This is a genomic window from Solemya velum gill symbiont (genome assembly GCF_002020255.1).
Classification (GTDB): Bacteria; Pseudomonadota; Gammaproteobacteria; order Chromatiales; family Chromatiaceae.
The window spans coordinates 38734-62061 of record NZ_MPQG01000010.1 but is presented as its reverse complement, the minus strand read 5'-3'; the positions used below and the strand labels follow the sequence as shown (position 1 = coordinate 62061).

Annotated in this window: 20 protein-coding genes; 11 read left to right on the top strand and 9 right to left on the bottom strand. The window is 49.6% G+C overall.

Going from position 1 to position 23328, the window contains the following annotated elements:
• Positions 1-2: 2 nt before the first annotated feature.
• Entirely contained in the window at positions 3-1721 is a 1719-nt protein-coding gene (locus BOW06_RS08225; protein ID WP_043117354.1) for a proline--tRNA ligase, read from the bottom strand.
• Between the two features lie 123 nt (positions 1722-1844).
• On the opposite strand from BOW06_RS08225, the gene BOW06_RS08220 reads away from it, so the two are divergent.
• From BOW06_RS08220 to BOW06_RS08205, 4 genes are all read left to right on the top strand, one after another.
• Positions 1845-2330 (top strand): asparaginase domain-containing protein, encoded by a 486-nt coding sequence (locus tag BOW06_RS08220; RefSeq protein WP_043117353.1) that lies wholly within the window; start codon positions 1845-1847, stop codon positions 2328-2330.
• Positions 2331-2498: 168 nt separating this feature from the next.
• Complete coding sequence (locus tag BOW06_RS08215; RefSeq protein ID WP_043117351.1) at positions 2499-4064, top strand: inorganic phosphate transporter; 1566 nt, start codon at positions 2499-2501, stop codon at positions 4062-4064.
• Positions 4061-5098 (top strand): substrate-binding domain-containing protein, encoded by a 1038-nt coding sequence (locus tag BOW06_RS08210; protein ID WP_162181102.1) that lies wholly within the window; start codon positions 4061-4063, stop codon positions 5096-5098. The genes BOW06_RS08215 and BOW06_RS08210 overlap by 4 nt, the downstream gene beginning before the upstream one ends.
• A complete protein-coding gene (locus BOW06_RS08205; RefSeq protein ID WP_143555824.1) occupies positions 5049-6923 on the top strand; it encodes a Na/Pi cotransporter family protein in 1875 nt (624 codons plus the stop codon). The genes BOW06_RS08210 and BOW06_RS08205 overlap by 50 nt, the downstream gene beginning before the upstream one ends.
• Positions 6924-7026: 103 nt before the next feature.
• Here BOW06_RS08205 and BOW06_RS08200 read toward each other — a convergent pair whose 3' ends face one another.
• From BOW06_RS08200 to BOW06_RS08185, 4 genes are all read right to left on the bottom strand, one after another.
• Positions 7027-7722, bottom strand: coding sequence for a TSCPD domain-containing protein (locus tag BOW06_RS08200; RefSeq protein WP_043117350.1), 696 nt, complete (start codon positions 7720-7722; stop codon positions 7027-7029).
• Positions 7723-7733: 11 nt separating this feature from the next.
• Positions 7734-9899, bottom strand: a complete 2166-nt coding sequence (locus tag BOW06_RS08195; protein WP_043117348.1) for an adenosylcobalamin-dependent ribonucleoside-diphosphate reductase — start codon at positions 9897-9899, stop codon at positions 7734-7736.
• Between the two features lie 352 nt (positions 9900-10251).
• Positions 10252-10845: a CBS domain-containing protein gene (locus BOW06_RS08190; RefSeq protein ID WP_052132204.1), complete on the bottom strand. Its 594-nt coding sequence runs from the start codon at positions 10843-10845 to the stop codon at positions 10252-10254.
• Between the two features lie 204 nt (positions 10846-11049).
• A complete protein-coding gene (locus BOW06_RS08185; RefSeq protein WP_052132203.1) occupies positions 11050-11607 on the bottom strand; it encodes a hypothetical protein in 558 nt (185 codons plus the stop codon).
• Positions 11608-12096: 489 nt separating this feature from the next.
• Here BOW06_RS08185 and BOW06_RS08180 point away from each other — a divergent pair, with 489 nt between their 5' ends.
• Positions 12097-13425, top strand: coding sequence for a cytochrome-c peroxidase (locus BOW06_RS08180; protein ID WP_043117347.1), 1329 nt, complete (start codon positions 12097-12099; stop codon positions 13423-13425).
• Positions 13426-13551: 126 nt separating this feature from the next.
• Here BOW06_RS08180 and BOW06_RS08175 read toward each other — a convergent pair whose 3' ends face one another.
• On the bottom strand, positions 13552-15525 hold the full coding sequence (locus BOW06_RS08175) for a putative bifunctional diguanylate cyclase/phosphodiesterase (protein WP_078455140.1): 1974 nt from the start codon (positions 15523-15525) through the stop codon (positions 13552-13554).
• A gap of 214 nt (positions 15526-15739) precedes the next feature.
• A complete protein-coding gene (locus BOW06_RS08170; RefSeq protein WP_043117346.1) occupies positions 15740-16408 on the bottom strand; it encodes a c-type cytochrome in 669 nt (222 codons plus the stop codon).
• Positions 16409-16597: 189 nt separating this feature from the next.
• Between BOW06_RS08170 and BOW06_RS08165 the strand changes: the two genes are divergently transcribed.
• Positions 16598-17260 (top strand): c-type cytochrome, encoded by a 663-nt coding sequence (locus BOW06_RS08165; RefSeq protein WP_043117344.1) that lies wholly within the window; start codon positions 16598-16600, stop codon positions 17258-17260.
• A 127-nt stretch (positions 17261-17387) separates the two neighbouring features.
• Positions 17388-17879, top strand: coding sequence for a DUF302 domain-containing protein (locus BOW06_RS08160; RefSeq protein ID WP_052132201.1), 492 nt, complete (start codon positions 17388-17390; stop codon positions 17877-17879).
• Positions 17880-17958: 79 nt separating this feature from the next.
• Here BOW06_RS08160 and BOW06_RS08155 read toward each other — a convergent pair whose 3' ends face one another.
• Both BOW06_RS08155 and BOW06_RS08150 read right to left on the bottom strand, forming a co-directional pair.
• Positions 17959-18477: a tetratricopeptide repeat protein gene (locus BOW06_RS08155; RefSeq protein WP_078453101.1), complete on the bottom strand. Its 519-nt coding sequence runs from the start codon at positions 18475-18477 to the stop codon at positions 17959-17961.
• 81 nt (positions 18478-18558) lie between these two features.
• Positions 18559-19953: a multiheme c-type cytochrome gene (locus tag BOW06_RS08150; RefSeq protein WP_078454629.1), complete on the bottom strand. Its 1395-nt coding sequence runs from the start codon at positions 19951-19953 to the stop codon at positions 18559-18561.
• A gap of 375 nt (positions 19954-20328) precedes the next feature.
• Here BOW06_RS08150 and BOW06_RS13090 point away from each other — a divergent pair, with 375 nt between their 5' ends.
• The 4 genes from BOW06_RS13090 to BOW06_RS08135 all read left to right on the top strand — a co-directional run bounded on the left by BOW06_RS13090 (position 20329) and on the right by BOW06_RS08135 (position 23288).
• The gene (locus BOW06_RS13090) at positions 20329-20481 is read left to right on the top strand and encodes a hypothetical protein (RefSeq protein ID WP_155276160.1); all 153 of its coding nucleotides are present in this window, start codon (positions 20329-20331) and stop codon (positions 20479-20481) included.
• Positions 20482-20491: 10 nt separating this feature from the next.
• Positions 20492-21010, top strand: a complete 519-nt coding sequence (locus BOW06_RS08145; RefSeq protein ID WP_043117341.1) for a cupredoxin domain-containing protein — start codon at positions 20492-20494, stop codon at positions 21008-21010.
• Positions 21010-22623: a b(o/a)3-type cytochrome-c oxidase subunit 1 gene (locus BOW06_RS08140; protein WP_078454628.1), complete on the top strand. Its 1614-nt coding sequence runs from the start codon at positions 21010-21012 to the stop codon at positions 22621-22623. Before BOW06_RS08145 ends, BOW06_RS08140 begins: the two co-directional genes overlap by 1 nt.
• Positions 22624-22733: 110 nt before the next feature.
• Positions 22734-23288 carry a c-type cytochrome gene (locus BOW06_RS08135; protein ID WP_162181101.1) on the top strand — a complete coding sequence of 185 codons (555 nt, stop codon included), beginning with the start codon at positions 22734-22736 and terminating at the stop codon, positions 23286-23288.
• The last annotated feature ends 40 nt before the right edge of the window (positions 23289-23328 follow it).

Sequence of the window (23328 nt, the reverse complement as noted above, 5' to 3'; positions counted from 1 at the left end):
TTTCAGTTATTGAGTTTCTGTTGCAGGAAAGAAACGAGTTCATCGCGAGGAATCATCTCGTTATCGCTTTCACGGCGGTCACGGTATTCAATCATGCCTTCCTTGAGTGAGCGTTCGCCGATGACGATGCGATGCGGTATTCCGATCAGTTCCATATCTGCAAACATGACGCCGGGGCGCATGTCACGGTCATCGAACAATACCTCGATTCCGGCATCAGTCAACTGTGTGTAGAGTTGTTCGGCAGCCTCGCGAACCATCTCCGATTTTTTCAGATTCATTGGTACTATCGCCAGCTGGAAAGGTGCGATAGCAGTTGGCCAGGTGATGCCCTTGTCATCGTGGTGCTGTTCAATTGCTGCACCGACTACGCGTGTCACACCAATACCATAACAGCCCATGGTCATGGTTGCGGCCTTGCCGTTTTCATCCAGCACCTGTGCCTTGAGTGCCTCAGAGTACTTGGTGCCGAGTTGGAAGATATGTCCAACTTCGATACCGCGTGCGATTGTCAGAGTGCCTTCGCCATCAGGGCTTGGATCGCCCTCCACAACATTACGTATATCGGCAACCTGTGGCAGTGGCATGTCTCTTTCCCAATTGATGCCGAAATAGTGTTTGCCATCCTGGTTGGCGCCGGCGCTGAAATCGCTGCAGTGAGCAACGCTACGGTCAACGACACAGGGGATTGGTAGGTTCAACGGGCCAAGTGAGCCGGTGCCTGCACCGATAGCATTTCGAATCTGTTCTTCAGTTGCAAAACAGAGAGGAGAGGCGATGCCGGGCAGCTTTTCTGCCTTGATCTCGTTGAGACTGTGATCGCCACGCACGATCAGTGCGACCAGGTCTGCTTCATTCTCTTCGGATGCTTCAACGATGAGGGTCTTGACGGTGCGCTCAATCGGCTGGTCAAACTGCTCGACAAGTTCGTCAATAGTTTTTGCGTCCGGCGTGTCAACCAGGCGCAGTTCTTCGCTTGCCGCAGCAGTTGCATCTGTTACCGGAATTGCCTCAGCCAGCTCCACGTTTGCCGCATAACTACTTTTTGTCGAGAAGGCGATGGCATCCTCACCTGAATCCGCCAGCACGTGGAATTCATGCGATGCACTACCGCCAATTGAACCTGTATCTGCATGCACTGGCCGGAATTCGAGGCCACAGCGGCTGAAGATATTGCTGTAGGCCTGGTACATGTCATCGTAGGTTTTCTGCAGCGACTCCTGATCGAGATGGAAGGAGTAGGAGTCTTTCATGATGAATTCGCGAGAGCGCATTACACCGAAACGTGGCCGGGTCTCATCACGGAACTTGGTCTGTACCTGGTAGTAATTGACCGGAAGCTGCCGATAGCTGCGCAGTTCATTGCGCGCAATATCGGTAATGATCTCCTCGTGTGTCGGTCCGAAACAGAACTCGCGGTTGTGGCGGTCGTGAAAACGCAGCAGTTCGGGGCCGTACTGTTCCCAACGCCCTGATTCCTGCCACAGCTCTGCAGGCTGTACTGCGGGCATCATCAGTTCGAGCGCGCCTGATTTATTCATCTCGTCGCGTACGATAGCCTCGACTTTGCGCAAAACACGCAGTCCCAGCGGCAGCCAGCTGTAGAGACCGGCGGCAAGTTTACGGATCATACCTGCGCGCAGCATCAGCTGATGGCTTGGAATCTCCGCATCGGACGGTGTTTCCTTGACAGTATTGAGAGGAAATTGTGATGTGCGCATGGAATTTATCGTTGGCGAAAAGAATCTATTTTATCGGTATGTGGCCGGTAGCGGAAGGGCTCTCTCGACTTACAGTGCGGTTCTTCCTATTATTGGCCTGTGAATTGAAAGGAAAAACTGCAGATGCGCATACTTTTGACCGGCGGGACTATCGATAAGGTCTATCTCGAAGCTGATGGTAAACTCTGGTTCAAGGATTCGATTATCGAGGAAATGCTGAAGCAGGGGCGGTGTACGGCAGAAACCACCGTCGAGATCCTGATGCAGAAAGACAGTCTCGATTTTACTGATGCAGACCGCCAAGTGGTTTCAGACGCCTGTCGCCGGGCACAAGAAGAGCAGCTGATCATAACTCACGGCACCGACACCATGACCCGGACCGCAGCGGATCTTGCTTCCCTGGAGCTGGCAAAGACCATTGTTCTGACCGGTTCAATGATTCCTCATCGCGTGGGCAGTTCGGATGCACTTTTTAACCTCGGTTGTGCCGTTGCTGCTGTGCAATTACTGCCTTACGGCGTTTACATTGCTATCAATGGCGAGGTGTTTGAATGGGACAAGGTAGAAAAGAATCGTAAGCTTGGTCGTTTTGAGCGAACAGGGGCATAAAGAGGGAGTCACTGCAAGATTTTCGGACCCTGTTTTTCTACTCCAAGAGGCCATTCCGTAGATGCCTGCCTGATTTGATGATAACCATGATTTATGTGACAGAATTGTGACGGATTTGTTAAAATTATAATGTTCGCAATCCAAATTTCACCCCCTTAAGGATCGACCATGGAATTACAGAATTTATCTCAAATTGAGAAGGCGACCCGTTTCGGGCGTCCGGAGCTTTTCAGGTTGGGTGTTGCCCTTCTTTTTATCGTCGGAATCATGCTGTTTTCAGGCTTCAGCCTGCAAGGTCTGGATGGCGGATACATGCTTGTTGCTGCAGCCATGATTGGTGGCTACATGGCGATGAATATCGGTGCCAATGATGTTGCCAATAATGTCGGGCCTGCAGTTGGTTCAAAGGCGCTGACACTTGCCGGTGCGATACTCATCGCGGCCATCTTTGAAGCTTCCGGTGCATTGATTGCAGGCGGTGACGTGGTCAGTACGATCAAGAAAGGGATCATTGATCCAGCCATGATTGCAGACAGTGATACCTTCATCTGGCTGATGATGGCGGCACTTCTGGCAGGTGCAATATGGCTGAATATTGCTACGGCACTCGGTGCACCAGTATCGACGACACACTCCATCGTTGGTGGTGTACTCGGAGCCGGAATTGCTGCCGGTGGGCTTGGTATTGCCGACTGGGGAAAGATGGGACAGATTGCAGCCAGTTGGGTGATTTCACCGGTTCTTGGCGGCATGATCGCAGCCAGCTTTCTCTACCTGATCAAGCGCAGCATCACCTACCAGGAGGATATGATTACTGCTGGGAAACGAATGGTACCACTACTCGTCAGTGTAATGGCATGGGCCTTCTCTACTTACCTGGTACTCAAGGGGCTGAAAAAACTCTGGAAAGTCGATTTTCCTATGGCTCTGCTGATTGGACTCGCTGTTGCAGTTGTTATTTTCCTCATCATCAGACCGATGATCGCAAAAGCGGCAAACAAGATGGCGAATGAGAAAGGGAGCATCAATCGTCTCTTTACCGTACCGCTGATTTTTGCAGCAGCACTGCTCAGCTTTGCGCATGGTGCGAATGACGTGGCTAATGCTGTTGGCCCTCTAGCTGCTATTAATGATGCAATCCTGCATGGCGGAATCGCCAAGAAGGCGGAGATTCCAATTTGGGTCATGATGGTTGGTGCAATTGGTATCGCGATCGGCCTTGCTCTCTATGGTCCCAAGCTGATCAAGACTGTCGGTAGCGAGATAACTGAGCTCGACCAGATGCGCGCCTTCTGTATCGCCATGGCCGCTGCAATAACTGTCATTATCGCCTCCCAGTTGGGTTTGCCTGTTTCATCAACGCATATCGCGGTTGGTGCAGTTTTCGGAGTTGGATTTCTGCGAGAGTTCCTCAAGCATACCTATTTGAAAATGGTCGAAGAGATCAAGGATCATCATCACGGCAGGGACGAAGCCGAGGTCGAGGCCTTCCTGTTGAGATTCCAGAAGGCAACGATCAGAAGAAAAGCCGAGATGCTGCAGCAGTTGAAAGAGCATTCAGCATCTGCTGATCTGAGCAAGAAGGAGCGCAAGGGACTAAAGAAAGTTTACAAAACCGAGCTTGTCAAACGTTCTGCATTGATGAAGATTGTTGCAGCATGGGTGATTACCGTGCCTGTATCAGGCATTCTCGCAGCCATGCTCTTCTTCATGATCAGGGGCCTGATGTTGTGATAAAACCCTGGCAACTACTGACAGGATTACTTCTTTCTGCGGGCATCATGGGGTCAACGCCTGCTGTACAGCAGCGTGACTACATCATGATTGTCGGTTCTTCGACAGCATTTCCGATTGTCTCTGCGGTAGTGGAACGATTCGTACGCAAGACAGGTGCACGCTCACCCGTTGTTGAGGCGATGGGGACCGGTGGTGGTTTCCGTTTTTTCTGTGATGGTGCCGGTCTGGAAACGCCTGATATTGCGATGGCGTCAAGAAAGCTGAATGAAGAAGAGCTCAAGCAGTGCGAGAGTAATGGGATAGATGATCCCGTACAGGTAAAAATCGGCTATGACGGTATTGTGTTCGTGAGCACAAATGATGCAGAGACTTTCGATTTTTCTTCAAGGGATCTCTACCTCGCCCTGGCGAGGGAGATACCTGATCCTTCCGGCAGAGCCGAACTGGTCAGTAATCCTTACAGTAACTGGAACGAAATCAGCGAATCACTGCCCGCAATGCCCATCAAGATACTCGGCCCACCTCTCAGTTCCGGAACGCGTGACATCCTGGTTGAGAAACTGATGGAGCAGGCCTGTGCCGATCACGCCATGCTGCGTGACATGAGAGGAAAGGATTCAGAGGCATACAATGAACACTGTTACACCTTCAGGGAAGATGGCGCCTATATCAATGCGGGCGAGAATGATGCGCGAATCGTACGCAAGTTGTCTCATGATCCGGGTGCAATCGGCATCCTCGGGTACAACTTTCTGGAGCGTAATGGCGATCTCCTGAATGCGGCATCGATCGACTCGATTGCCCCTGAATTCGAAATGATCGAGAACAGCAGTTATCCCCTGTCGAGACCGCTCTATCTCTATATCAAGAGAGAACACTATCCACTCGTAAACGGGCTCAGCGAGTTCCTGTCTGAATTCACTTCCGATGCAGCATGGGGTGATGAAGGTTACCTGGTTGATAAGGGCTTGATTCCACTCAGTGCAGAAGAGAGTTCAAGATGGAGGGAGAGAGCTCTTCCAGGCATATAACCGGGCGGGAGACTACACACTTCAATTTATGCAAGAGACCAGCACAAGCGTAGAATTCGGGGTAATGATTGTCGGCCTGGCCGGTGGCCTGGCGCTGTTTCTCTATGGCATGCGCAAAATGACCGAGGCGCTCAAGCTGGTTGCAGGCGATCGTGTCAAAAACATCCTCTCAAAGCTGACTACCAACCGGGTTACAGGTGCCCTGGCAGGTGCGGGTGTCACCGCAATTATCCAGTCATCATCAATTACTACAGTCCTGGTGGTCGGTTTTATTACCGCAGGTGTAATGAATTTTACCCAGTCGATGGGAATCATTCTTGGAGCCAATGTCGGCACCACGATCACGGCGCAGATTATCGCTTTTAAAATCACCAAATCAGCCATGCTGCTGATTGCGATCGGTTTTTTTACCGAGGTGCTGGCAACCAATCAGCGTGTCAGGCAGATCGGCATCATGCTGATGGGATTGGGTATGCTCTTTTTCGGTATGGAGCTGATGAGCCAGGCAACCAACCCGTTGAGGTCCCTGGAACCCTTCATGGATCTTATGCGAGGAATGGAAAATCCGTTGTTGGGTATCCTCATGGGAGCGGCTTTTACAGCCTTGATACAGAGCTCCTCGGCGACCACTGGTATCGTGATCATCATGGCAAGTCAGGGTTTTGTGACACTCGAGGCCGGGATTGCGCTGGTGATGGGTTCAAATATTGGTACCTGTGTGACAGCCTATATCTCTGCAATAGGCAAACCTCGAGAGGCGATGCAGGCAGCAGTCGCCCATATTCTGTTTAACGTACTGGGAGTTTTGTTGTTCATTGCCTTTATCCCCTGGTTGGCGGAAGTGGTGAGATATGTTTCGCCCGTGTCGTTAGGCCTTGATGGAGTCGACCGTCTTGCAGCAGATACGCCACGCCAGATTGCCAATGCACATACTGTATTCAATGTACTCAATCTTCTGATCTTTCTTGGCTTTACCAATACCCTGTCTGCCATCGTGCTGCGTATTGTTCCGTCAAAACCGGTGATCGAGGAAAAGATTATTGAGCCGAAATATATCGACGACTACTACCTTGACCAGCCTGCGCTGGCGCTTGATCGTGTGCGTCTTGAGATCACCCGCATGGGTAAACATGCGCTCTCCATGCTGAGGGACAGTATGCCGATCCTGACCGTTGGTACACGTGAACGAATTCACTCGCTTCAACAGCGCGACGAGGAGATCGATATTCTGCACAGTGCGATCATTGTCTATCTGCACGATCTTTCATCGGGCGATCTCGTAGATCCGTTGCCGCAACGTCTCTACCAGTATGTCACCCTGGCAAATCACATTGAAAATATTGCTGATACAGTAGAGAAGGGAATTGTCTCTGACAGCTACAAGCGACTTGATTACAAACTGGTGTTCAGCGAGGGCACGGAAGAGTTGATCAAGGCGATCTATAAAGAGACTTATCTGGTCGGCCAAGCTGCACTGGAGGCGATAGGGAATAATGATCGTGACAAGGCGCAGGAGATACTTGATTCGAAGGCGCATTTTGCTGGGCTTGTAGAGCGTGCCCGTTCGCATCTATATAGCCGTCTTACACAGGAATCACCGGAACACCTTGTTGTTTACAAAATTGAATCCAATGCGATTGAACACTACCGTCATATCCACAAGCTGTTCATGCGCGTGTGCGAGATGATTATTTTGCAGTCGGAGCCGGAGAGTGATCAAGAATTGCAGCAGGAAGTGCCTCAGGAAGGGCATGATGAAGAGCCGCAGGAAGCACAGGAGCAGCCTGAACAGCAGGAACAGAACAGCAAAGAGCGTTCTGAATAACTGCCGGTAGTCTCACGGCCGTTAGGGCCTGATCACTCGGCAGCTCATCCGGATCAATACAAAAATGTTTTTCCTGCAGTGATGCGCAATCTTGTGCTTCAGATTACCCGCATTTTGACTCACCGCAGTTCAGGCACGTGAGGCAGTTGTCCATATTAATGACTGCCTTGGTGTGACACTTTTTGCACAGTTGCGCACTGTCAGGAAAAGATTGATCCTGACCGGTATTCTCTTCAACGGCTCTATCTTGTTCAAACTCTGCACGTTTCTCATCAAGAATTTTCTGTTGATGTTCATCCGGCTTGTCAGGTTTGAGCATGCCGATCATCTGCAGGTGGTCGCAAACGACCTCACCTATTTCCGCAACCAGTGAGGACATGTACTTGCCACCCTTTTTAAAGTAGCCGCCGTTGGGATCAAACACGGAACGTAACTCTTCAACCAGAAAGGTAACGTCGCCACCCTTGCGGAAGACAGCCGACATGATCAGGGTCAGTGCGACAATCCACTGGTAGTGATCCATGTTCTTGGAGTTGATGAAAATCTCGAAGGGGCGACGCATCTCATGCTCGGTACCCTCGTTGAGAACGATGTCGTTGATTGTTACGTAGAGTGCGTGATCCGAGAGAGGGGTTTTTATCTTGTAGGTAGAGCCAAACAGCATGCCCGGGCGAGCAACCTTCTCGTGCATCTGTATGACATTGCTTTCCGGCTTCTCTTTGACAGCGACTGTTTCCGCTGGTACTTCGTCAGCTTCAACTTCGTATGCGGTGATTTTTGAATCAATTTTGATGGTCATCTTGCCTGCCTCTAGAGCTTGCCGTAGTAGCCCTCTTTAAGGGCATCAAAAAGGTTGGCAGCCGTATGGATTTCTCCATCATATTCAATCTCTTCATTACCTTTTGCGGTAATTTTCGTACCGTCATCGAGAGTGAATGTGTAGCTGGTGTTTTCAAGGTCCTGTTCCTTGACCAGAACGCCCTGGAAGGCTTCCGGATTAAAGCGGAACGTTGTGCAGCCCTTGAGTCCCTTTTCGTAGGCGTAGAGGTAGATATCCTTGAACTCCTCGTAGTCATACTCCGTGGGAACGTTAATGGTTTTCGAGATGGATGAATCGATCCACTCCTGGGCAGCAGCCTGAACTTCGACATGCTGCCTGGGGCTGATTTCGTCTGCACTGACGAAGTAATCGGGAAGCTGCTGTTTCGGATCTTTGCTGCCCGGTATCGCATCCGGGTTCACATGTTCACGGTAAGCCAGCAGTTCATAACTCAGGACGTCGACCTTCTCCTTGCTCTTTTTCCCTTCACGAATGATATTGCGTGAATAGTGATGGGCAAAACTGGGCTCGATGCCATTACTGGCATTGTTGGCAAGTGACAAAGAGATGGTGCCAGTCGGTGCAATTGAGCTGTGGTGTGTGAAGCGACAGCCGTGTTTGCTGATCTCATCAACCAGTTGCGGCTCGACCTCGGCCAGTTTCTGCATATAGCGGCTGTAACGGGCATGCAGCACCTTGCCGCTGATTTCATCACCGGCCTTCCAGTGGTCACGGCGCATCTCGGGCCTTTCGGTCAGCATCTTCTCGGTCACCTGGAAGGTCTCATCCATAATGGGCGCGGCACCCTTCTCCTTTGCCAGGTCGATACCTGCACGCCAGCCAGTGACCGCCAGTTCACGCGTGACGCGGCGGGTAAACTCGAGCGAGTCACTATCGCCATATTTCATTTGCAGCATGGTCATGGCAGAGCCAAGTCCCAGGTAACCCATGCCATGGCGGCGCTTGTTCCTGATTTCGTCGCCCTGCTTGTCGAGCGGCAGGCCATTGATCTCGACAACATTGTCGAGCATACGGGTAAACACGGAAACGACTTCCCTGAATTTCTCCCAGTCAAAGAAGGCCTCATTGGTGAAAGGATTCTCTACAAAACGCGTCAGGTTAACTGAACCGAGCAGGCATGCGCCATGAGGGGGAAGGGGTTGTTCACCACATGGATTGGTTGCACGCACGGTCTCACAAAACCAATTGTTGTTCATCTCATTGACCTTGTCGATGAGAATGAAGCCGGGCTCTGCATAGTCGTAGGTGCTCGACATGATAACGTCCCAAAGTCGACGAGCACGGATAGTCCTGCTGATCTTGCATGCCACCAGGCCGCTTTCGTTGCTGATATATCCCTCGCTGGTTGGCCATTCGCGCCACACCACCTGGCTGGTGTCTTGCAGATCAATTTTGTCTGATGAGACCTCTTCCCGGGTCAGCGGGAATGCCAGTTCCCAATCTTCATTGCGCATTACGGCCTGCATAAATTCGCTGGTAATCAGCAGTGACAGGTTGAATTGTCGCAGGCGTCCATCCTCGCGCTTGGCACGGATGAAATCCATCACGTCGGGGTGACCGATATCGAAGGTCGCCATCTGTGCGCCGCGTCTGCCACCGGCGGAAGAGACTGTGAAACACATCTTGTCGTAGATATCCATAAACGACAGTGGGCCCGAGGTACGTGCACCGGCGCCGCTGACGTAGGCGCCACGTGGTCGCAGGGTTGAGAATTCGTAGCCGATACCGCAGCCTGCTTTCAGCGTCAGGCCTGCATCATGCACCTTGTCGAGGATGTCGCCCATTGAGTCGCCGATAGTGTCTGAGACGGTGCAATTGATCGTCGAAGTTGAGGGGCGATGTGCAGCTGAACCGGCATTAGAGATAATACGACCAGCCGGGATAGCACCATTTTTAAGTGCCCAGAGAAATTTTTCAGTATATTCGGCGTGTTTCTCACTATCAGTCTCAATCTCCGCCAGGGCAGATGCCACGCGACGGAATGTGGCGTCGATATCCGCGTCTACCGGTGTTCCATCTTTCTGCTTGAGGCGGTACTTGGAGTTCCAGATATCTGCCGATGCATCCTGCATTGCGATTTCTGCAGGGACTTCTGTGGTAGTCAACTCTTCGGATTTGAGATTGAGGTTTTTCATTCTGACTCAGGCTTCCAGGTGGTCAATTAACCAGCCAACTGCTTATCGACGCAATGGTCTGGTATGAAACAAGAAATTTACCAAGCTCTACATGTTGCGTGAAGAAATAATTATAAATACAACATGTTGTGTTTGTTAGTTATAAATGTGGTTCAAGATGCAGTGTTTGTCAAGCCTTGATTGGAAGGCCTCATTTATCAATCACTTGTGTAGCCGTAATGTGGGAGTGGAGGTGTAATGTTGGTAGCGATTTGGAGCAAATCGATGTGTTCGGGGGGGGGCACCAGGCGGTATGTACCTAGTGAATTTCCCCCGAAATCTGGGGCTGTTTTCTTATGGTCCAGGGGATGGGTTAGCTGCGACCACTCTGCAGGTTGGCAATATTGCCGCCAGCAACATCGGAGGTATCGATTTCGATGCCCGTCTGGCGAGCGATTGAGGTCGTGGAGAGGACGCCGCGAATCACCTGGCGGCCATTCTCATCGGTTTCAGAAACGAGTGCGTGCTGACGTCCCATGCGTTTCAGGGTGGCAATGATATCTCCAACCGAGGCGCCGCGTACGTCTTCCATGCTGAGGACCTCGACCTTGAACTGAGGTGTCATGAGATCACGAACCATGATCTCGTCGCGATTTCCTCCGGCGTTGGAGAGGTGGTTCATGACACGTTCACCCTCGACATCCCTGCTGGTGATGATACCCATAATATGGTGATGCTGGTTGACAACGAACAGCAGGCGAACATTACTGGCGATCATGCGTTCTGTCGCTTCCTTGAGGAGTGCGCACGGGTTGACTGTCTGTGCCGAGGCCTTCGTCAGGTCTGTCATGACATCTGTTGCGGGATCGGACAGGGAGATGTTGTCACGAAGTGAATAGACAGGCTTCAGATAGGTGGTTTCGCTATCGAGGAGCTGTTTCTCCAGGACTCTGTTTGTAGTGTTCATAACTGCTCCTCCTTGTGATCACCATGAATCCAGGTGGTCATTGTTATAAATCATGCAGTTTCCTGCTTTGATAATGCTGACAAGATACTGCGTGATGCAGGCTGAGGTCAATCATAAAACCATGGTATTTCCCCAGATATAAACTGTCGTGGGGCAGGTATAAAATGTAATGGGGGGCAGGGCACCATCAGGTGCCGCCGCGAGTTATTTTTCTGTCAGTGTTTCCAGGTCTTCTCCGCCAATTGCCCTGTGGCAGGCAATACACCCTGCAGAAGCATTTTTTCCAATACGTCCTGCGAGTAATGTGCCTTTGGGATTATTGTCGAGGTTGCCTGCAGCTGTGTATTTGGCCCAGAACCAGTCGAGGTTGTCGCTATCGTAGCCTGCCTCACGTTTAACCATGACTGTCACAGCTTTCAGGTTTGAGACGGGGTCACTGTATATCGATTTGACGGAGATATTCGCACCGCCGTGATTACGTTTTACGATGACGCGGGATGCTTTTCCATCTACCACTATCTCTTTGTCCAGGACTTGCTGAATTGCACCATGCGGCTGATTTCCAGCAAATGGGAAGACATTGATGGCATCTCTGCCGACGAGTTGGTTCTCTTCCAGTGAATCCCACAGTTTCTCCGCATAAGAGACATCGTCCGGGCCACCGAAAAAAGCAGGTGCAGTCTCTTGTGCCACCGACGATTGACCAAGCATCAGAATGGATGCTGCCAACAGGGAGTGGTTCCAATTGATTATATTATTCATCTTTTCATCCTCTATCTGGTCTTCTTGCCAAAGAGGAGACACTGATAGAGAGGTTTGGCGTTCATAAAAACAATTGATAATCTTGATGCAGACTAAAGAGAGATTGTCCATATTGATTGGGTAGCTGGACCGTATCGGCAGGCGAAATAGCACTGGCGAAACAAATTTATAGGCGCATATATAATTTATAAAATACAGTATGTTGCGTGACCATTATTGAATTTTCTTGAGAAAGTATTGAGCTTGCTTTATTCTTGATTGGGCATTGTGAATTGGTCTGTAATTCTTTTCACAAGGTTCAGCCTGTTCGAAAGCTGGGTTCGCAAAGCCACCGGCCTAACAGGTGCCTGTATGGTGCCAGAATGCGTTCAACGCCCTGTTAACATGCTTGCAAATAAAATAAAAATTATAGAACTATCGAGTTGTAGATAACTGTTTGTAACGGGTTGCATCAAACGGTTACCAAGTAATAATACAAAGGGGAACACAATGAAAAAACTGGCCTTTTTGGCTCTCGCGCTGCCGCTTACGGCGACAGCTGTTGAATTTGTCGACAACAGTACGCCAGACATAGCAAAAGTTGAACTTGGAAAACTGCTTTTCCATGACAAAATCCTGAGTGGAAATAAGAACATATCCTGCGCAACCTGCCACCATGCCTTGGCTGATACAGGCGATGGTCTGTCACTGCCAATTGGTGAAGGTGGTGTAGGTCTTGGTGTGACTAGGGATACTGGTACAGGTGCTGACGCAGTTCATGAGCGCGTACCACGTAATGCGCCACCAGTCTTCATGCTCGGCAGTACCGAGGTCACACGCATCTTCCATGATGGTCGTATAGAGGGTGATCCAACCTATCCAAGTGGGTTTAAGTCCCCTGCAGGTGGTGACTTGCCAAATAATCTCGAAAATATTGTTGCTGTCCAGGCGATGTTCCCTGTCACAAGTAGTGCGGAGATGGCTGGACAATCAGGTGAGAATCCTGTTGCTGATGCAACTAGCGTTGGTAACCTGGCAGGCCCCGGAGGAGTTTGGGAACTGTTGGCAGATCGTCTCCGGGCAATTCCTGAATATGAGGCTCGTTTCAACGCTGTGTTTGGTATTAGTGCAGCTGACATCACCTATGCGCATGCTGCAAATGCGATTGCTGCATTTGAAATTGACGCATGGCGAGCTGATAATAGCCCGTGGGATGCCTACAAGGCGGGTAACTACCAGGCATTCAGTAAGGATGAGCAGAAAGGTAAAAAGCTCTTCTTCGGCAAGGCGGGTTGTTCAGAATGTCATAGCGGCGAAATCTTCTCTGATATGGAGTTCCATGCTATTGCAATGCCACAGATTGGTCCCGGAAAGGGCCATGGGATAGGTGATATTGATGGTAATGGTGTTGGCCGTGAGGATTTCGGTCGTGGTGGTGAAACAGGTGTACAGAATGATATGTACGCCTTCCGTACGCCAATCCTGCGTAATGTTGCACTGACGGCACCATATGGGCATGCAGGTGCTTACGACACACTGGAAGAAGTGGTCAGACATCATCTTGATCCTGTTGCTTCTCTGTGGGCTTATGACTGTCACAGCCAGCCGGTCATGCCTTCAAGAGCTGACCTTGATGCTATTGACTGTGTTGTCATGGATAGTTCGGAATTGGTGCAGAAAATTGCAGATGCGGCTAGTGATTATGAGCCTGTATCACTGAGTGACAAGCAGGTTGACCAGCTAGTTGCTTTCCTGCACACACTGACTGACAAGGGCAACATTGACTTGCGCAGCGACGTGCCTCGTTCAGTGCCAAGTGGTTTGACATTGGCTGAGTAAGCACAACAGCACCTGTCCCAGACTACTTGCCTGGTACAGGTTGTTCACAGCAATACTACAATTAAAAAAGCCAGGGATTGCCCTGGCTTTTTTGTGAATCGCTGTTTTTCATCTCTTTTGGCTGGATTAATTGGGTGTATTCATGTTCCAGGAAGGCTCTGAACGCATCAGCTTCTGATACTCATTTGCCGGTATCGGCCTGCTGAACAGGAAGCCTTGCAGCAGGTCACACCCCATGTCGGTCAGAAGCTCTTTCTGTTTCTCTGTTTCAACTCCCTCGGCGACGACCTTGAATCCAAGTTCCTGTGCAAGCTGCATGATCATCTGCACAATCGCCTTGTCACGGTTGGCTTCATCCATGTTGCTGACAAATGCCCGGTCAATCTTGATTGCATCGATAGGGAGCTGTTTCAGGTAGGAGAGCGAAGAGTAACCTGTGCCAAAGTCATCGATGGTCAATGTAACACCTATCGATTTCAGTGCCAGCATACTCATGACGAGTTGATCAGGGTGCGCGGTGGATGCCTCCTCGGTGATCTCCAGCTCAAGCATTTCTGCTGGCACATTATATTTTTCAAGAGCGTATTGGACATGCTCTGAAAAGTTGCTCAATTGGAAGTGCTGTGCGGAGATATTGACTGCTACAGGTATCGTCATGCCTTCATCCAGCCACTCCCTGATCTGCTTGCAGGCGTGATTCATGACCCATTCGCCCACGGGGACGATCAAGCCGCATGCTTCAGCGACAGGGATAAACACCCCGGGGGAGACCATCTCATCATCGTGATGCCACCGAAGCAGTGCTTCTGCGCAATGAATCTTGCCTGTTGCCACCTCGATTTTTGGCTGGAAATAGAGCTCAAGTTCCACGTTGTTTTCAAGAGAGTGTCGCAGGCCCGCCTCGGTAGAGAGCCACATTTCAGTCTCGGTATTCATGCGTGGTTGATAACAGACGACGTCATTGCCTCCTGACTGGAGTGCTTCACGTAAGGCCGTGTCTGCTTTTCTCAGCAGGCCGCTGACTGTATTGTCGTCATCAGGGCAGCAGGAGATACCGATGCTGCATGTGACATTTAGCTGATGGACTCCGAATAACATCGGTGTCGTGGCGATATCCAGAAGTGCATACGCCAGGTTATTTGCCTTGCCTGTTTGCTGGTTCTCATCAAGCAGGAGAAGCCAGACACCGGGGGCGAACTCGTAGAGAGAGTCATCCGGAGCACCTTCCTTTTCCAGTTTCTCCTCTAACCATGTTGTCACAGATACCGCGAGCTGGTCTGCCATCAGGTGGCCAAAGGTGCTCGTGATCAATGCCAGACGATCGAGTCCGATAAGGAGTATGGTTTTTTTACTATTACCATCCTTGAGCAGATCGTCATAAAGCTTCTCTTCCAGGTTTCTGCGATTGGGGAGTCCGGTGAGGTGATCATGATAGGCACGCCAGTAGATCTCATCCTGGTCCCTGAAGCGCGCATACAGCATGATCATGAAAAAGGTTGCAATCGCAATTACGACAAGACTGAAGGTGATAGCTAATTGATTCAACCGGCTTAGATCATCCAGCGTGGTAGTCGCGCCCTCACCAGCCATGTTACGAATATTTCTGCTCCACTCGGATAGTATCCGATCGGACTTTTGTGCACTTTCCTGGGCGTTGGCGAGGTGAACGCGTAATTGGTCCCAGTCACGTTCGGCACCAAGGGATATCTCTGCGTGGAAAGCATCCTGGTGTGATTGAAATTCCCCTGAAGCGGATATTAATGCTTTGGCCTCAAAATCAGGAAAACCAAGAGACTCCAGTTCCTGCAGGTTGGTATGGAAGCCATCCTCAAGCTGGGTGTTGCCTGTTATGGCCGATGGTTCAAGCGTTGCGTAATAGGTGTAGAGATTAATCAGGCGAGCATTCATTTCGTGCCTGATGTCATCAGTTGCACGCAGTTTGGGGATTTGAGTTTCGATCAGTTTTGAAGCATTGCTGGAGACTCTCGTGGTAGAGTCGTGCCCCATTTTGATAACGAATGCAGCAATCAGAACGATGGCTACGACAGGTAGAAACATTCGTAACGAAAAGACTTTTGATCGTGAAGATCTGTGCGGCATTAAATGTCGCCTCCTGATAATACTGTATCCAGTTTACTCAATTAGTGATTCCCATGCTATCTCTGTCACCCGATATTTATTCCTGTTTTGTGTTTGGTTCGTGGAGTAATTGATTGATGAGCCAGTAGAATAATGTATTTCTGTATTAATGCTTGGGTATCCGGAAATTCCGGGAATGGCTGGCAGATTGAAAAATGTGGCATTCAGATAGGTGTCAGTCATCAGCGATTGAGAGGTAGGCAAAGATATCCCTGATATCCTCACGTGAAAATTCGGCCAGCAGTTCACTGTCGGGTTCATCTTCATCGTGAATCAGGGTTCCGTCCAGGTATTTATCAACCTGTCTCCACAGGTAGTTGGTGTATTGACCGGCAAGCATGGGAACATTATCTTTTGGTTTGCCGACACCCTCCTTGCCATGGCAGGAACGGCACTCCTTTTTGTAAAGCACCTTGCCTTTTTCGATATCTCCTTCTGCACGGGCAATCTGCATAAGTCTCTTGGTTTGAAGCAGGCGCTGGTAAGCATCGAAGTCGGGAGCGGTTTCATCAACAGGTGGCAGTTTTGTCGGTAATACGATCTTGCTCAGATAAACAGAGATATCCTCTATATCCGAGTCTGGCAGCTCGCGCTTGTCGACATGCTCGACCATGGGCATATTCGGTCGAGAGCGATCCTGGAAGCGTTTTAGCTGTTTATACGTGTAACCGGCAGGCTGCCCGGCTATTCGTGGGTATTCGCCATTTTTCCCACCCTGGCCATATTCTCCATGACATGCTGCGCAGACTTCATTGATCTCTTCGCCATTCTCAAGATCAACAGCGCCAGCCCGGGAAGAGAGGAAGGCAATAATCAATGCTGCAAAGAGAGTCAGAACTTGCATGATGTTACCGGTTCTCCGTGGTTAGATGATGCCGATTGGTTTTTCATCGTGATGGCTGATCGTTCGCGCATGCATCTCCCCGTCAGGTGCTATTGTGATAAGTCACTATAATATACAGATACGTCCTTGTCGTTAGTCATATTGCCCGGATTCCACCAGGGAATCTGGCAGCAGTTACAGGTGAAAATTATGAAAAGCCTTATCCAGTCTATTGTGTTGCTTGTTGTTGTGGCTCTGAATCTTCCTGATGTCATGGCCAATCCCCCTGCGGCATACGAGGGTCAGCGCCTGTATGTTTCCTATTGCCAGTTGTGCCATGGAGTTGATGGTAAAGGCGAAGGTCCACTTGCGAAGGTAATGGAGATCAGTCCTGCAGACCTGACAACGACTGTACGCTCCAGAAGCGAAACAATTCTGACCAAGATCATTACTGGTGAAGGTCGCCAGACCATTACAGGTCGTGATCGCCATAACCTGCTGAATGAAGCCATGCCGGAATGGAAAGAGGTTTTCGATGAATCTCAGGTTAAGGCGTTGATTGCATATTTACGCTTTCTGAGCCGCGCCAAACATGATTTGATGGGCGATCCTGAGGTCGGCATGCAGCTCTACCAGAAGTATTGTTACGTATGCCATGGTGAAGAGGGGGAGGGCGATGGCATCATGACTCGACTGATGGGTATAGAGCCAATGGACTTTACCAATCCTAATGAGATAAACCGCATGGATAATCGTGAACTCATTAGCAGTATTCTGCAGGGGCAGGGTAAATTCATGCCTGCCTGGCGTGGTATATTGAGCAGGAATGATGTTGAAGCGCTAGTCAGTTACATCCGGCTGTTATCGCATTGAAAAATGCATAAACTTCCATGTTAAAGGCTCTTTGACATCAATATTGCCATGTCCTACACTGGCTTTAATACCCTGTTTTTATCAATATAATTAAGAATTAACTCAATTCTTCGGTTGGAGATATTTTATGAAAAATCAGAAAGGTGGTGCGTTTGTTGCTTTTATTGTTGCGCTTGCCATTGGCGTAACTGGAACCCTGTTTGTTATTAAAACACAGGCAAAAAATTTGCTGGTAACAGAGATCGAGAGCCCGCTGGGTTTTCAGGAAACAATTGACCACATGAAGGCCAAAGCAAAATCTCTGGGCTGGAAGGTACCGTCCAAGTGGGAAGCCAATTTCCAGAAAAACTTCAAAAAAATTGTCAAGATTGATGTGGGACCTGTCGTGGCAATCAAGATGTGCCAGGTAGACGTTGCTGCGAACCTGCTTAAAAAGGACGAGAATAAATACCTCGCAACCATGATGCCCTGTACCTTTGCCATCTATCAGAAAGCAGATGGTAAAACCTACGTTTCAATGATGAATCTTGAAACAGTCGGAAATATGATTGGTGGGGATGTTGCCATGGCTATGAGGCAGGTCATGCCTGATATGAAGCAGATGGTTTCATTTGAGTGATAGTCATCTAAAGGCATAAAAAAAGCCCTGCGCATGCGCAGGGCTTTTTAGTTTTCAGTGAAAGAACTTCCCGGCTTGTCTACTTCTCTCCTGCGGGCGCAGGAACCACGTTTGCATGTGGGTCATTTCCATTCTTATGTTCTTGTGCTGAAGATGCTTCTGCCATCCGTTCCATTTTGGCATCGATATATTTTGTGATGTCTTTCGCGTTTTTCATGTTTGGGTCAAGTTCGATTGCGCGTTCGACCATCTCCTTTGCCATCGCATGATATCCCTTGTGCAGGTAAGCAATACTGAGGGCAGCAAAGTATTTTGCATTTTCCGAATCCCTGGTGATCGCCTCCTGGTATGCAGCGATGGCATCATCTCCACGATTCTGAACCATCAGTAGTGCACCAAGCCTGCCGTAAGCCTCGGGGGAGTCAGGATCCGCTTCGATAGCTTTTTTGAAACTGACTTCTGCATCCTCAACCTTGTTTTCAGACCAGAGCCTGTTCCCTTCTGCTATCAATTTGGAAGCATCCTCAGATGCCAGGGAGGCAGATGCAAGAAGCAACAACAGGGATGTGATAGTCGTTAATAAAACGGTTTTCTTCATTTTTCCACCTGTGGGTGTGGTATGGAGTGAAAAAAAACCCGGGCAATCGCCAGATTGCCCGGGAAAATTACTCCTCGTTGATTATTTTTTATTCAGATACCACTTGTGGTTTTCTGAGTTCAATACTTCATCCAGCTTGGCCTGAAGTGCCTTTGCAGCTTTCTTCTTGGCCTTGTCTTTGGACGCCTTGCCTTCCTTGATCAATTTCTCGACCTCAGGAACCATCTTGGTATAGAAGTGTAGAGCAAGGTGGTAGGTACCATGCCAGTGCGTATAGTCAGGCGCCATCATTGATGCTGCCATACGAGCACGGCGGCCTTCATGATGCCACAGCTCGAACCAGATCCAATCCAGCTTGTTGGAGAACTTGGCAGGCTTCAGCAGAGGCTTGGCTGCACCATAGAGCGCTTTACCAGGCTTTGCATACTTCTCATTGTAGAGTTCAATGAGGCTGTCGTACTGAATGTAGAAATTATTAACATACTCTTCTGTATGACATGCTGAACAGACATCCTGCATGTTCTTGCGACGCTCATCCCATTTCAGGTTTTGCGACTCAAGACCCATCTTGGCATCCATGACTTCTGGACGAACCGAGATAGGTGGACGGTTGGTCCAACTGATACACTCACCGACGTTATGCGTGGATTCCTGTTTGCGGGTTGCGCCCATGTGACAGGTTGCACAGGTAGGAGCAGCAGTGTAATCAACACCGACGACCCACTTGGCGCTATCCAGGTTCATCTCGTCTTCATAAGCTTTAAAAGCGATACCGTGCTTGGACTCCTCGTAGATCTCCTTCTGAGGATGATCCGGGCCGAGGTGACACTTGCCGCAGTTATCTGGTTTACGTGCCTGTTCTGTAGAGAACTGGTGGCGAGAGTGACACGCGCTACAGGTGCCTTCTGAACCATCGGGGTTGATACGACCGATGCCTGTGTTAGGCCATGTAGCCGGATCAAGCGCACCGTCTTCCAGGACGACAACTTTTGAACCGTGGCACTGCCAGCAACCATTGACTGCCGCAGCAGAGTTACCATTGGGGAAACCCGGGGTGACCATGCCACGATTGCCTTCAACTACTTCAGCGAGCAGGTTATCAAGCGAATCGATGATGTGACCGGCCTTCGCATGGCGCGAGGTGGTCATTTCGTGTGCTGCCTTTTCGTGGCAGTTTGCACAGTCTTTCGGTGAAACGATGATAGAAATGTTTTTCTTTACTTTCTTGTCATCATGGACGTATGCATCCACGTCACCTTTATCGGCCTGGTGGCATTCATAACAGCCTACGTTGGCGCCGTAGTGTTTACTGCGACCCCACTGCTGAACGATTCCCGGGTTATTTTTCTGGTGACACTTGACACACTCTTTTGTCTCTGCAGACATCTCTTTAGGAGCTTCTTTAACTGATGCCATGGAGCTATTGGCAAACAGAAAAGCAAGACCGAAAAGAGCGACACTTATTAATTTTTTCATTTTAGTACACTCCTCGAAACTTTCTTATGGGCGAATTGAAAAAACGCAAATTAATACTAGTTCAGTGGGGCTGCAAGAAAATTGATATTGATCAATAATTCTACTTCAAAATCAGGAAGATCAAATATATCTTGCCGATAAAAGCGCTACCGTCCAAATAATTGTCCTGAAAAAAATCTCTCGTTGTGGTACCACTTGCAGTGAAAAGATATGTCTGGAATACTTTCTCAAACAGAAATGAAAATCAATAACAACAATAATTGAGGATGCTGAGGAAGCAAGCAAAGATTTACCCAATATATAACCCATTTTCCAGGACTGCCTGCTTTATGTAGACGGTACACCTGTCCACTTGTTTTGTTTGAGGTGAGAAGAATGAGTCAACTTACTCCTGAGGAAGAAGAGAAGATCCTGCATGGTTCTCCAAAAGGAACCTATGCACTTCTCCTTGTATTTGCGCTGATTATGGCTTTTGGATGGGCCATGATGTTTTTCGGTCGGTTCCTGATGCATGGCCCGGTGAGCTGAGGAGAGAATGATGCAAGATCCATTAAAAACTTTATGTGAAGATCCGCTCGAGCGACGCTGGGTGTGGATGTCACTTTTTCTCGCGGTGCTTGTCGGTTTTGTTCTTGGCCTCTATGCGCTCTCCAGTAATATTCATCCTCCCAGTAACGTGGAAACGATAGATTCAACGCGTTTGCATCTTACTGAAGAGTTTGCCGAAGATAACCTGGGCGTGAAACAGAACGAGGACGGTAGTCTGACTGTGACCATGGTTGCAGCCCGCTACGGATTCTTTCCGCCGGAAATCGAGGTGCCGACTGACACCCCGGTGAAATTCCGCATGGCGAGTGCAGATGTCCTGCACGGGGTTCATGCTCCATACACCAACGCGGCTACAATGATCGTTCCCGGTTACGTATCCGAATTTACGACCAGTTTTCCTACAGCTGGCAAGTATTCTTTTCTTTGTAACGAGTATTGCGGTCTGGGCCATGACAGTATGTGGTCACGTCTGACCGTGGTTGATAAATCAGCTGGAGGAGCAAAATAATGAATGATTACAAAGCTCCCGGCCTGGCATTAGCGAACATGTGGGTAGGCTTCATTGCATTTGCAGCCGCTGTCCTGCTTGGCGTTTACCAGGTCGTTGAACGCATTGACCTGGTTCCTGCACTTAAATCACCGGAACTCTATTTCGGCTCTGTCTCAACCCACGGTGTGTTGATGGGTTTTGTCCTGACGACCTTCCTGATCATGGGGTATGGCTATTACACGGCAACCACCAGCCTCAAGCAGCCTTTATGGAACAAGCCGCTGGCCTGGTTCGGTTTCTATCTCGCAGTCATCGGTGTACTGATGGCCGCCGCGCCATTGCTGACAGGCAATGCATTTGTACTCTTTACCTTCTATCCACCACTGGTAGCCCACCCTACATTCTATATTGGTGCAGTACTGCTGGTTGTTGGGTCCTGGGTATGGTGCCTCGAGATGATCATGTCGACCATGAAGTGGAAGAAAGCCAATCCTGGCGAGACGATTCCTCTTGCCATGTATGGTACGACTGCCAATGCAATCATGTGGCTTTTTACCAGCCTGGGTGTTGCAGCTGAAGTGCTGTTCCAGTTACTTCCATGGTCTCTCGGACTGATCGATGTCGGTCTGGCACGTACGCTGTTTTCCTGGACACTGCATGCAATCGTCTACTTCTGGTTGTTTCCGGCATACATTGCTTTCTACACGCTGATGCCGAAGCAGGCTGGTGGCAAGCTCCTGAGTGATCAGATGGGGCGCCTGGCATTTATCATGCTGCTGGTGATCTCGGTACCTATCGGTTTCCATCATCTCTACATGGACCCGTTCCAGGCAGCAGGCTGGAAATTTCTGCACATGACGGGAACCATGCTGGTTGCAGTACCAACCCTGATTACTGGATTTACCATCATCGCATCGATGGAGATCGCAGGACGTCTGCGTGGTGGCAAGGGACTGTTTGGATGGATAGGAAAACTGCCGTGGAATAACCCGATGGTGCTGGCAACCGGTCTTGCCATGCTGATGCTGACATTCGGTGGCTTCGGTGGCGTTATCAATGCAAGTTACTCAATGAATGTCATGATACATAACACCCAGTGGGTCACCGGGCACTTCCACCTGATCTTTGGTGGTACGACTGTCATCATGTACTTCGCTATCGCATATTACCTGTGGCCGAAGATGACAGGAAAAGAGCTGCACTCCAACGGTATGGCTTTGAAACAATTGTGGCTCTGGTTTATCGGTATGCTGGTCCTGACACTGCCGTGGCACCAGTTGGGTCTCGATGGTCAACCACGCCGGATATCTTCAACTCCCTACGATGCGGAGCTTGTCGAGAAGTGGATCATACCTGAAATGGCAATGATCGTCGGTGGTGTGATCCTCTTGATATCTGCCTTGATGCTGGTCTACAACCTTTACAGGACGCATGGTAACCAGGTTGCAGTAGCAGTACCTGAAGTGGAATATGCAGAGCCGGTTCATTCTATTGCGCGTATGCCGCACCTGATGAACAGCTTTGGTTTCTGGGTTGGACTGATCATTGTCTACCTGGTCGCCAGCTATGGCTATCCGATTGCACAATTCTTCCTGATGGAAACCTTCGGCGCAGTACCATGGAGCATTTAACGATGATGATTAGAATTACTACAGTAATAGCAATGGTTCTGTCTGCATCTATAGTGTCGGCCGAGCCTTCCTCGAATGTTGCATATGACGTTCCCACACTGAAATTTCTTATGAACGCAGACCCTGCACGGGGCGAAGCGCTTGCAAAGAAGGAGAAGTGTTCAAAGTGTCATGGTGACAATGGTGTCTCTGATGACGGTGAGGACAACAATATCGCAGGCCTGATGCCTTCATACGCCTTCAAGCAGTTGATCGATTTCAGGGACAAGAAGCGTGATGACCGTGACATGTACAAGAAGGTCAAGGAGATGGACGATCAGCAGCTGGCAGACCTGGCTGTCTGGTTCGGCATGCAAGAAGCAGGCAACGGCACGGAAGGCAAGCAGATGTCGGAGGATGTGCGCAAGCTGGTTGTTAACGGCGATCCGGAGCGTTTGCTGAAAGCATGTGCTGCCTGCCACGGTAGCCGTGGTAACGGTGGTCAGTTTGACCACCCGCGTATCAATAACCAGTACAAGGAATACCTGGTTACGGCTATGACAGCATTCAAGGAAGATGATCGAGAGAACGATGTCTACTCACGTATGCGCTACGTTAGCAAGGCGCTGACAGAAGAAGAGATCGAGGCACTGGCAGACTATTACGCACTGCCTGACCCCGAGTAACTGACTCAAAACCCCGATCATGTGAATGATCGGGGTTTTC

What these genes read in the sequence shown, in the direction of transcription:
- BOW06_RS08155 (WP_078453101.1), bottom strand. Translation starts at nt 18,477, where the DNA reads ATGAAGAAAACCGTTTTATTAACGACTATCACATCCCTGTTGTTGCTT.
- BOW06_RS08160 (WP_052132201.1), top strand. Translation starts at nt 17,388, where the DNA reads ATGAAAAATCAGAAAGGTGGTGCGTTTGTTGCTTTTATTGTTGCGCTT.
- BOW06_RS08200 (WP_043117350.1), bottom strand. Translation starts at nt 7,722, where the DNA reads ATGACCATCAAAATTGATTCAAAAATCACCGCATACGAAGTTGAAGCT.
- BOW06_RS08185 (WP_052132203.1), bottom strand. Translation starts at nt 11,607, where the DNA reads ATGAATAATATAATCAATTGGAACCACTCCCTGTTGGCAGCATCCATT.
- BOW06_RS08165 (WP_043117344.1), top strand. Translation starts at nt 16,598, where the DNA reads ATGAAAAGCCTTATCCAGTCTATTGTGTTGCTTGTTGTTGTGGCTCTG.
- BOW06_RS08150 (WP_078454629.1), bottom strand. Translation starts at nt 19,953, where the DNA reads ATGAAAAAATTAATAAGTGTCGCTCTTTTCGGTCTTGCTTTTCTGTTT.
- BOW06_RS08225 (WP_043117354.1), bottom strand. Translation starts at nt 1,721, where the DNA reads ATGCGCACATCACAATTTCCTCTCAATACTGTCAAGGAAACACCGTCC.
- BOW06_RS08215 (WP_043117351.1), top strand. Translation starts at nt 2,499, where the DNA reads ATGGAATTACAGAATTTATCTCAAATTGAGAAGGCGACCCGTTTCGGG.
- BOW06_RS08140 (WP_078454628.1), top strand. Translation starts at nt 21,010, where the DNA reads ATGAATGATTACAAAGCTCCCGGCCTGGCATTAGCGAACATGTGGGTA.
- BOW06_RS08145 (WP_043117341.1), top strand. Translation starts at nt 20,492, where the DNA reads ATGCAAGATCCATTAAAAACTTTATGTGAAGATCCGCTCGAGCGACGC.
- BOW06_RS13090 (WP_155276160.1), top strand. Translation starts at nt 20,329, where the DNA reads ATGAGTCAACTTACTCCTGAGGAAGAAGAGAAGATCCTGCATGGTTCT.
- BOW06_RS08195 (WP_043117348.1), bottom strand. Translation starts at nt 9,899, where the DNA reads ATGAAAAACCTCAATCTCAAATCCGAAGAGTTGACTACCACAGAAGTC.
- BOW06_RS08180 (WP_043117347.1), top strand. Translation starts at nt 12,097, where the DNA reads ATGAAAAAACTGGCCTTTTTGGCTCTCGCGCTGCCGCTTACGGCGACA.
- BOW06_RS08175 (WP_078455140.1), bottom strand. Translation starts at nt 15,525, where the DNA reads ATGCCGCACAGATCTTCACGATCAAAAGTCTTTTCGTTACGAATGTTT.
- BOW06_RS08170 (WP_043117346.1), bottom strand. Translation starts at nt 16,408, where the DNA reads ATGCAAGTTCTGACTCTCTTTGCAGCATTGATTATTGCCTTCCTCTCT.
- BOW06_RS08135 (WP_162181101.1), top strand. Translation starts at nt 22,734, where the DNA reads ATGAACGCAGACCCTGCACGGGGCGAAGCGCTTGCAAAGAAGGAGAAG.
- BOW06_RS08220 (WP_043117353.1), top strand. Translation starts at nt 1,845, where the DNA reads ATGCGCATACTTTTGACCGGCGGGACTATCGATAAGGTCTATCTCGAA.
- BOW06_RS08190 (WP_052132204.1), bottom strand. Translation starts at nt 10,845, where the DNA reads ATGAACACTACAAACAGAGTCCTGGAGAAACAGCTCCTCGATAGCGAA.